The sequence below is a fragment of the Paenibacillus ihuae genome, assembly GCF_001368795.1.
GTDB lineage: Bacteria > Bacillota > Bacilli > Paenibacillales > Paenibacillaceae > Paenibacillus_AQ > Paenibacillus_AQ ihuae.
In genome coordinates, this window is record NZ_LN831201.1 from 182,197 (window position 1) to 191,381 (window position 9,185).

Annotated in this window: 9 protein-coding genes; 1 reads left to right on the forward strand and 8 read right to left on the reverse strand. The window is 52.0% G+C overall.

What is annotated here, in order from left to right:
• From AQR02_RS25225 to AQR02_RS25255, 8 genes are all read right to left on the reverse strand, one after another.
• Window positions 1-496 (reverse strand): histidine phosphatase family protein (locus AQR02_RS25225; protein ID WP_245237730.1); only part of this gene is annotated, 496 nt, incomplete at its 3' end.
• Between the two features lie 30 nt (window positions 497-526).
• Complete coding sequence (locus AQR02_RS25230) at window positions 527-1,330, reverse strand: AAC(3) family N-acetyltransferase (RefSeq protein ID WP_054943143.1); 804 nt, start codon at window positions 1,328-1,330, stop codon at window positions 527-529.
• 29 nt (window positions 1,331-1,359) lie between these two features.
• Window positions 1,360-1,515 carry a helix-turn-helix domain-containing protein gene (locus AQR02_RS34870; protein WP_245237731.1) on the reverse strand — a complete coding sequence of 52 codons (156 nt, stop codon included), beginning with the start codon at window positions 1,513-1,515 and terminating at the stop codon, window positions 1,360-1,362.
• A complete protein-coding gene (locus AQR02_RS25235; RefSeq protein WP_245237732.1) occupies window positions 1,512-2,945 on the reverse strand; it encodes a response regulator in 1,434 nt (477 codons plus the stop codon). Before AQR02_RS25235 ends, AQR02_RS34870 begins: the two co-directional genes overlap by 4 nt.
• Window positions 2,942-4,837: a cache domain-containing sensor histidine kinase gene (locus AQR02_RS25240; protein ID WP_054943144.1), complete on the reverse strand. Its 1,896-nt coding sequence runs from the start codon at window positions 4,835-4,837 to the stop codon at window positions 2,942-2,944. Before AQR02_RS25240 ends, AQR02_RS25235 begins: the two co-directional genes overlap by 4 nt.
• 97 nt (window positions 4,838-4,934) lie before the next feature.
• On the reverse strand, window positions 4,935-6,635 hold the full coding sequence (locus tag AQR02_RS25245) for a type 2 periplasmic-binding domain-containing protein (RefSeq protein WP_054943145.1): 1,701 nt from the start codon (window positions 6,633-6,635) through the stop codon (window positions 4,935-4,937).
• 100 nt (window positions 6,636-6,735) lie between these two features.
• Window positions 6,736-7,626: a carbohydrate ABC transporter permease gene (locus tag AQR02_RS25250; protein WP_054943146.1), complete on the reverse strand. Its 891-nt coding sequence runs from the start codon at window positions 7,624-7,626 to the stop codon at window positions 6,736-6,738.
• Window positions 7,627-7,645: 19 nt separating this feature from the next.
• The gene (locus AQR02_RS25255; RefSeq protein WP_054943236.1) at window positions 7,646-8,602 is read right to left on the reverse strand and encodes an ABC transporter permease; all 957 of its coding nucleotides are present in this window, start codon (window positions 8,600-8,602) and stop codon (window positions 7,646-7,648) included.
• Between the two features lie 449 nt (window positions 8,603-9,051).
• Between AQR02_RS25255 and AQR02_RS31610 the strand changes: the two genes are divergently transcribed.
• Window positions 9,052-9,185 (forward strand): transposase (locus AQR02_RS31610; protein ID WP_148449212.1); only part of this gene is annotated, 134 nt, incomplete at its 3' end.

The following is a 9,185-nucleotide window of genomic DNA, read 5'->3' on the forward strand; positions in this document are numbered from 1 at the left end:
TGGCTTCAAAGTACGCCATCAGCACCTTGATCACCACCGTGTGCGTTACAATAAGCAGGGTCTGCCCTTCATGCCTGTCTACAATCTCCCGAAGCTTATTCAGCGCCCGCTCCTGTACCTCAGCGAACGTTTCACTGCCCTCTACGCCGAATTTTCCAGGATCTTCCCAGAAATAACGGTACTGCTCCGGATCGCTTTGCTTAATCGCGGAGGACTCACGGCCTTCCCAGCCGCCCATGCACAGCTCCTTGAAATCATCGCAAGCCGTTACAGGAATCTTCCGCTCCCCGAGAATCAGCTCCGCGGTGCGCAGCGTCCGCGGGCTGGAGCTTGCATACACCGCATCGATCTGCACCTCCTGCAGCCCCCGGCCGAGCCACTGCGCCTGCTGCACCCCAAGCGGAGTAAGCGCCGAGTCCTGGTGTCCCTGCATACGCTGCTGCACATTCCACTCTGTCTGGCCATGCCGTGTCAAATATACTGTTGTTGTCCCCATAACTCAGCCCTCTCCTTGTCAGGTCTTTCGCTATTTCCGCTTCCGCGCCAGCCAGCTTGCCGCATAATCCACGATCTCCCGCTGCGGGATCAGCTGTGCTGCTGAAGCTGCAACGTTACCATGGGTTATCCGGCCTGTCTCCCGGTCAAAGTCTTCACCAATCTCCGCAAAATCATCGGAATTCCAGTTCAGGTCCCTGAACTGCACCCACTCCCTGACTCCTCCCACCAGCATGGGCGCACCGGCAGTCACTTCCTGCTTCCCGGCATAATCAGCCCGGTACTCCGCCAGATGAAGAGAGGTATTGTTCAGACTATTCACGCCCAGCAGCAGTACGCTTCCGTTCAGGTCATAGATCCGGGCCAGCGGAGAATGCTCGCCAAAGGCGAACTCAAGCTCATGCCCGTCAATGATCTTATCCCTGTGTTTACCCCAGGCGGCAAAGGAATCAACTGGATGACTGCTGCGCCGGACCCCCCGCTGCTTGCGGAAGGTATCGGGTATAACGCCCATGCCCCTCAGCGGGGTTAGATCAGGATCATAAGCCGGCATCTGCTCCCTGATCGTCTGCCACCAGGCCTCCGGTACCGGAGGATTGCTCCAGCCTGCCGGATCGGTCAAATCGGAGGAGTGTGTCGGCATAACCAGCGTCCCCTCTGCGCCGAGCACCTCCTCCAGAGCCAGAATTACTGCTACCGGACCGCCAGCCACCCACTGGCCAAGCGATTTAAACGAGGAATGCAGCAGCAGCGTCATGCCCCACTGTACCCCTAACCTGCGGAAATCGGCCGCTAAGGTCTCTACCGTAATCAAATTGCCCTGCACTTCTTCCACTTTCCATCCCCCAAACGTTCAAGCCTTAATCAATAGAATTCCTTATCTTCCGGACGAATGGATCCGGGATCCAGCAGTTTCGCCCGGTACTCTCCCGGAGAGATTCCCTCCAATTCCTTGAACACACGGGTGAACTGCTTGCTGTTCTCGAATCCGACAGCTTCCGACACTCCCGACAGCTTCATGCGGCTGGACGACAGCAGCTCTTTCGCATGGCGGATGCGCACTTTTTTAAATATACGACAAAGCTCTCTCCGGTATAGGCCTTAAAAGCCTCACTGAAATAGGAGTAGCTAAGCGACACATAGTTGCTGACCATCGCCATATTCAGCGGGCGGGCATAATGCTCCTCAATATAAGCCAGTGCTGCTTCCATATCTGCATGCTCGGTATGTGCCGATCTTATCCCAATAATATAATCGTTCACACTAATGAGCAAATGCTCCAGGGCGCGGTAATAATCATGAAAATGGCGGTAATTGTACAAGTCGCCGACTGTACGATACAGCTTAAGCACCTCAACCGAAGCCTCCCCGTGTACCCGGAACACCTCATCCAGCACACGTTCGTTCATGCTCCGCGCGACACTCTCCAGGTAAGCCAAATCCAGGTGAGGCAAATGCTCCGTATGAAAAATAGTGCCCAGCAGGCTTTTGAGCTCCTTCTCACGCTCGGTACCCAGCATATTAAGCAGCTTGCGCAGCTCCTCATCCGGAGAGGGAAAGCTGAGCCGGCCCACCCGGATACTGGCATAATCCATAAAGCTCGCCTGCGGCGACAGGAAGGTATACTGCAGCGCGCGGCAGGCTTGCTTATAGCAGCTCTGGAACTCCCCGGGGCTGTGTCCCGCCTCAGCAACTCCAATAAGCAGCCCCTTAATTTCCTTCGCCTCCGCCAGCTCGTACAGGTTCCGGAAACGATCCCTGCCACTGCCGACCAGGACCAGCTTCCCTTCCCAATCCGTCAAAATTTCGCTAAAATGCTCCTCCAGCGGCCCGGACAGCCGTTCAAGCAACCCCTGAACCTCGCCCGGCTTCATTCGTGTACCGTCGTTATAATAGTAATTCAGCACGCCCACCGTAAAAGGCAGCTGCAGACGGCCCAGCTCCTCCTGCTGTTCAGAAGAAGGCTGTACATCCTGCTGCAGCAGCAACCGCTGCAGACGGGTGGCATGCAGCTCCTTGCGATAGCCTTCCGTCTCCTGCTCCAGCTGGTTCACGCCCGCTTCCTGCACCTGACGCTCCAGATTGATCTGCTCCAGGATGCCGAACAGCTCTTCACGGCGGATCGGCTTCAGCAGATAATCCTTGACCCGGTGGCGGATCGCGCTTTTGGCATATTCAAAATCATCATGGCCGCTCAGAATAACCACAGCCGGGCCTTTACCGGGTGCGGACTCCGCCGACAGATGCTCCAGCAGGGTAATGCCATCCATGACCGGCATTCGGATATCTGTGATGATGATATCTTTAGGCTCCTGCCGGAACAGCTCCAGGGCCTCCGCGCCGTTGCCGGCCAGTGCTATGCTGTAAAGGGACGGATATTCCCTCTCAATCATCGCCTTCAGACCTTGGCGGATCATTCTCTCATCATCTACAATCAGAAGTTTCTTCATGAACTTTTATCCCCCGTCAAAAGTACTTTAGGCAGCGTCATGAATACCGTAGTCCATTGCCCCGGCTCACTTTGCAGCTCCAGTCCGTAAGCCTCGCCATAGAACAGCTGCAGCCGCTGATGGACATTTCTGAGACCGATCCCCCCGGCCTTATAGCCCCCGGTTCCAGAACCGGAGAACTCCTGATTCTCCTCTTCCCTGGCGTAAATCGCCTCATGCAGAGCGGCCAGCCGTTCAGTTGTCAGCCCCAGGCCATTATCACGGATCAGGATAAACAGGTCTCCCTCTGCCTCTGTCACATCGATACGGATGGTGCGGCCAGTAAGCTCCTCTCCGCCAGTATTCCAGGCATGCTTCACACTGTTCTCAACGATTGGCTGCAGCGACATTTTCAGCACTTCCACTTCCAGATACGCATTCTCTATATTTAACTCCAGACGGATGGGGTGTTCAAAGCGGATATTCATAATTTCGATATAATTTTGAATATGGCGGATTTCATCCCGCAGCTTCACATATTCCCCGGACCATTTGAAGTTATAACGCATCATGCCGCCCAGCCAGGTCAAGGCATCCGAGATGGTGCGCTGGTCCTCAATCTCCGCAAGCATCTTGATATTTTCCAGCGTATTGTACAGAAAATGGGCATCAATCTGGTTATGCAGCGTGCGCAGCTCGGCTTCCTTCGAAAGCGCCTGCTTGTAGACAGCCTGAGCCACCAGGGTATTAATGGTATTCATCAGCTTGGAGAAATGATGCGCCAGCTCTCCCACCTCTCCGCCTCCGCGGATGGCAAGTCCCGTATAGGTCTCGCCTTTACGGACCTTTTTCATCGTCTCTGTCAGCAGCCGCAGCTTCTTGAGAATGAAGGCGTTCATGACATAGGCGATCAACGTAACCAGAAAAATAAACCCGATATTGGCGCCGATCAGCAGGTTGCGGGTCTGGGAGATATGCTTCATTACATCTTCCATGGACACCACATTGATCAGCGAAGCGCCGATCCGCTCAAGCGGAGTGTGAATCAGCATGAACGAGCTGCCGTTCTCCTTGTAATGAATGTTCCATTCCCCGGTCTCCCCGTAAATCTTCAGCCGCTCGGTAATGGCCTTTTCCAGCTGTTTATAGTTCTGTGTAAAAGAATTGTCAGTGCGTGTAAACAGCCGAATTCCAGAATCCGCAATGAACATCTGGGACTGGTTATCGCGTACATCCGTATACGTCTTCGGCGTGAAATTGTTCAGCATCATATCCACCTGGATCATCCCGACATGATGGCCGGCCGGAATGCTGATTGCCCGCAGCAGGGAAACCTTGGGCTGTCCCTCTGTCATTAAGTTGGTGTAGCGCTGCATCACATCGGGATCATCGCTCTGAAATACCCATAGCTCTCTTCCGTCCAGCCTCAAAGCTTCCTGATACCAGAGTTCGTTGTACACCCGTTCTTCACGCAAAATAATCGGCCAGATCTCGTACATGCTCTCGTTGTTTGAGTACAGGCGCAGATGCTCGATGCCCGGGTTATTCAGCTGGATCCTGCTCAGGTTCACAAAGGTAGAGGTATTAAATTCCACAAGCTCCCCGAGGGTCATTGCGCTTTTGTTTGACAGATAGCTTTTTACCTGCTGGTCGGAATCAGCAATCTGTGCCGCCCGCTCCATCACTTCAATCTGATTGACGATGTGCAGCTTCTCCATCTGCAGGAGGTAGTTGTTCTTGTCTATGGCATCACGGACATACGTATTGTTGATCGTCCTGAAGGAATACACCGAGACGAGCATACTCGGGCCGAGGATGATAAAAATATAAGCGGCCACCAGCCTGCTCTGCAGCGATCTGCGCCCCCACCAGTAGCTGAAGGAACTCCAAAGCTCTCTAATCCGTTTACGCATACGCACTCTCCCGTTATTGCATCGGTCCTGCAATTACATATATAGAAGAAAACAACCCAAAAGCCCGCGGTCAGCGGGCAATTGGGCTTAATCTATACTATTCCATGCCGAGTTTCTTTTTGTTTTCCTGATATTTGTTCTGTCTGTATGCATCGAAGGTAGAGAAGCCTTCCTTGTCTTTCTTCGCGAGATATTCACTCCAGATCTTGTCGAATTCGGCATCAGAGGAGGCCATCAGCAGTTTCGGGAACGTTTTGCCGCGAAGGTTCTTCAGCTTGGTAGCGATAATACCTTCCGGTGAGTTGCCGGTAGGGTCAATCAACTGGAACTCGGAGGTGTTGATCGCTTTACCGCGTGTCCAGTCTTCCAGCTGTTTGAACGGTTCTACCGATTTAGGCGCCCATTGATCGGTAATATTCGTGTTCTGCATCATCCAGAAGGTGAAGGAAGATCCGTATTTCTTATCAAATGCCGCACGGTCACTGTTCATCAGAGCAAATGCCTCAGGAAGGAATTGGTCCTTCCCGTCAATTGTATCATAGCTGACGCCTTTTTCGCCCAGATACAAGTCTTTATTTCCTTCCTCACTGTTCAGATAGCTGAGGAATTTGATCGCGCGTGCTTTATCTTTTACATTCTTGGAGATCAGCGTGACGGTCCAGCCGGAGATCCCAGGGCCGTTCAGTGTTGGCTGATCCAGCGCCGCATTGGAAGGTCCGTCTACAGCAATATAGGTCTGTTCAGGGTTCTTCTGGAAAATGGTACCGAGCTGTGAGGCAAAGTCAGTACGTTGGTACAGCATTGCAAAGTAGCGGCCTTGCGCGATTTTTTCTTCCATCTGTGCACGTTTGTCGATAAAGATGTCTTTCGCCAGCAGTCCGTCTTCATTCGCCTGACGGAGTGCCTTCATCCAGCGGACAAATTCAGGATCGGTTTCGCGCTCATACACCTTGCCGTCTTTTTGCCATGGGATCGCCAGGAAGTTCTGCAGGTAGCCTTCCAGCGAGTCATTACCGTTCTCTGTGAACTCATGCAAACCGAGTGGAATCAGCGGCTGGCCGTTCACTTCCGGGAATTTCTCCTGAGCCATTTTCAGTGCGTTCAGGAAGCCTTCCGGTGTACGCATATCCGGGCTGCCAATGGCTTCATAAATATCCTTGCGGACTACGAAGGTCTGGTTGGATACATAGTTCTTGCCGTATTTCTCATAATCAGCCGGTGAAGAAGAAGAGTTAGGATAGCCATATACATTGCCGTCCTCCTGAGTATACCAGCCGAGCTTATCTTTATCGGAAACCTTGTAGAAGTACGGATCATATTCATCCGCCAGCTTGTTGAGCGGAAGCACCATGTCTCCTTCAATCATTTTCTTGATGGCATCTTCCCAGAAGCCGAGTGTAATGAAGTCAGGCAGCTGTCCTGAAGCAATCATGGTGTTCAGCTTTTCATTCTCATTGCCGGCTGGCACGATAAAGTTAATGTTAACGCCGGTCTTTTTCGTTACATATTGCGAAGTAGGATCTACACCCCATTTATTAGGAAACCAGGAGAAGTTCAGATACCAGTCGAAGGTAATTGGTGAAGTGTCGCTTTTCCAGCCCGGCTCATCTGCCGATACGGCTGCGGCTGTAGGTTCTGTGGAAGCCTCCGCTGTTGCAGCCGGCGTATTGCTGTTCCCCTTATTTTCGTTGGCATTGCCACCGGCATTGTTGTTGCTTGAACAGCCTGACGCCGAGAAAGCCAGCATTAGCCCCAAGAGCAGCAGCACCATTGATTTCGGCTTGCGTTTCATGCCCATGCTTATTTACCCCTTTTCTAAAATGTTAATTATAAGCTCAACCCCGGAACCGGCCTTATGCTGACTCCGGAGGAGTTACCCTGTGTTAGACGGCTGCTAATCAGCCCTTGATCGAGCCGATCATCATGCCTTTTACGAAGTAGCGCTGCAGGAACGGATAGACGAACACAATCGGCAGCGTGGTCACCACCATCGTGGCCAGCTTGATGGACTGCGAGGTTACAGTCTTCGTAACGCTGCTGCCCTGCACGGCGACCATCATCTGGTTGGAGCTGGACTGGGCCACTACCCGGAACAGATAGGTCTGGATCGGCTGCAGGTCCGGGTTATTGATATAGATAATTCCGGCAAAATAATCATTCCATTGATACACCCCGTGGAAGAGGGCAATCGTCGCAATGACCGGCATCGAAACCGGCAGCACCACCCGGAGGAAAATCGACCAGTCATTGGCGCCGTCAATCCGCGCCGCTTCCTCAAGTCCCTCGGGAATTTCCCGGAAGAAGGTCATGAAGATAATCAGATCGAAGAAGCTGAACATTACCGGAATAATGTAGACCAGGAAATTATCTAGCAGGTGAAGATCCCGGTTCAGCAGAAACGTCGGAATCAGTCCCCCGTTGAAGAACAGCGTAATGGTACCGAGCAGAATGTAGAGCTTGCCGCCGATCAGGCCTTTGCGGGATAGCGCATAAGCTACCATCGCCGTGAAGAACACGTGCACCAGTACACCCAGGACCGTCTTGGCCACCGTAATGCCCATGGCCGTCATAATGCCGGGACTGGCGAATACAGCATCGAAGTTCTTCAGGGTAAACATGCGGGGCCACCAGTAAATCCCGCCCAGCATTGCGTCGTTTCCGTCGTTGAAGGCGTTGATCAGCACGTACCAGATCGGATATAAGGTAATGAAGCAGATGCACAGCATAACCAGATTGTTGGCGATATCGAATAGAGCCTCGCCTGTCGTTTTGCGTTTGAGAGAAAACATGGTATAGATCCTCCTTCTTCTAGAACAGCGACGTGTCGTTGATTTTTTTGGATACCTGGTTGGCAATCAGCAGCAGAATCAATGCTATGACCGCTTTTATCAAGGTGACCGCCGCAGAATAGGAGAAGCGGTTAGAGACAATCCCTGTATAGTAGATATAGTAATCAATTACATTACTGGCACTGTCGTTCAGTGAGTTGCGGAGCACCAGGATCTGATCAAAGTTGGAGTTCAGCACACCGCTGACCGCCAGGATGAACAGGATGCTGATTGTCGAGCGGATGGACGGCAGCGTCACAAACCACATTTTCTGAAAACGCCCGGCCCCGTCAATCGTAGCCGCTTCATACATTTCAGGCGATACCCCGGAGATAGCCGCCAGATAAATAATGGCCGACCAGCCAAGTTCCTTCCAAATGTCGGAGGTAATAATAATGGTCCAGAAGTAGCTCGGTTCAGCCAAATAGGTAATCGGCTTGTCAATCACATTCAGCGCCAGCAGGATATTGTTGATAATTCCCACATCCGCCAGCCAGGTAGCAAGGATACCGCCCAGGACAACCCAGGACAGGAAATGCGGCAGATAGGAAATGGTCTGAATCGTCTTTTTATAGCGCAGGGAACGGACCTCATTAAGAAACAGGGCGAAGATAATCGGCAGCGGGAATCCGATAAGCAGCTTGATCAAGCTGATGCCGAGTGTATTCTTAATCACGTTTCGCAAGTCCTCATCATCCAAGAATTCTCTGAAGTGGTCAAGTCCTACCCAGGGAGCCTCAGCGATCGACTTGACGATGTTATAATCCTTGAAGGAAATAATCAGCCCGTACATCGGAATGTAGTTGAAAATAATCATCCAGACCACGCCGAGCAGAGCCATTGTCTGCAGATGCTTTTGGGCAAGCAGCCTTTTCCAAAGTGAGCTTTTGCGACCTGAACCGGTTTCGATGGCAGCCGGAATCAGCTGCTTTTTCATCGGACCTATGCCGCCGCTTGTTTTATTCTCCATCGTATGGACCTCCAAGAACAATCTTTTTCTATATTTAAAGCGCTTGCAGCTCTATGTGCTTATTGTAACCGTCTTCACGGCTGAGGGTAAGGTAGCGAATTTCCGTTTTAGGGGCTCATTTTTCGGGTGAACATTTATGGGTACGGTAAGGGGGCTGGTGTGGGGTGTGGGGTGGACCGAGGTGGAAGTCGAATAGCGCTGCATACCGCTTGCCGCCTCTTTTCCGCCGAATCAGTGGGATTTATCCCTCTATTTTCCGCCTGTCGCCTCATTTCGGCCAAATCAGAGGGATTTATCCCTCTATTTTCCGCCTGCCGCCTCATTTCCGCGAAATCAGTGGGATTTATGCTGTTAGTATTAATTGTGGGCACCCGTTAAGAGAGCATGAATAATAAAATTAACGAGGAGGTGTCCACATGAGTGGAACGCGAAATAGCTACAATGACGAGTTTAAAAAGCAGACGGTAAAGTACATCCAGGAGCAGACCAAGACGGTGGCGGAACTGGCCCAGGAGCTGGATATCCCCGCAAAAACCTTACATCAATGGCT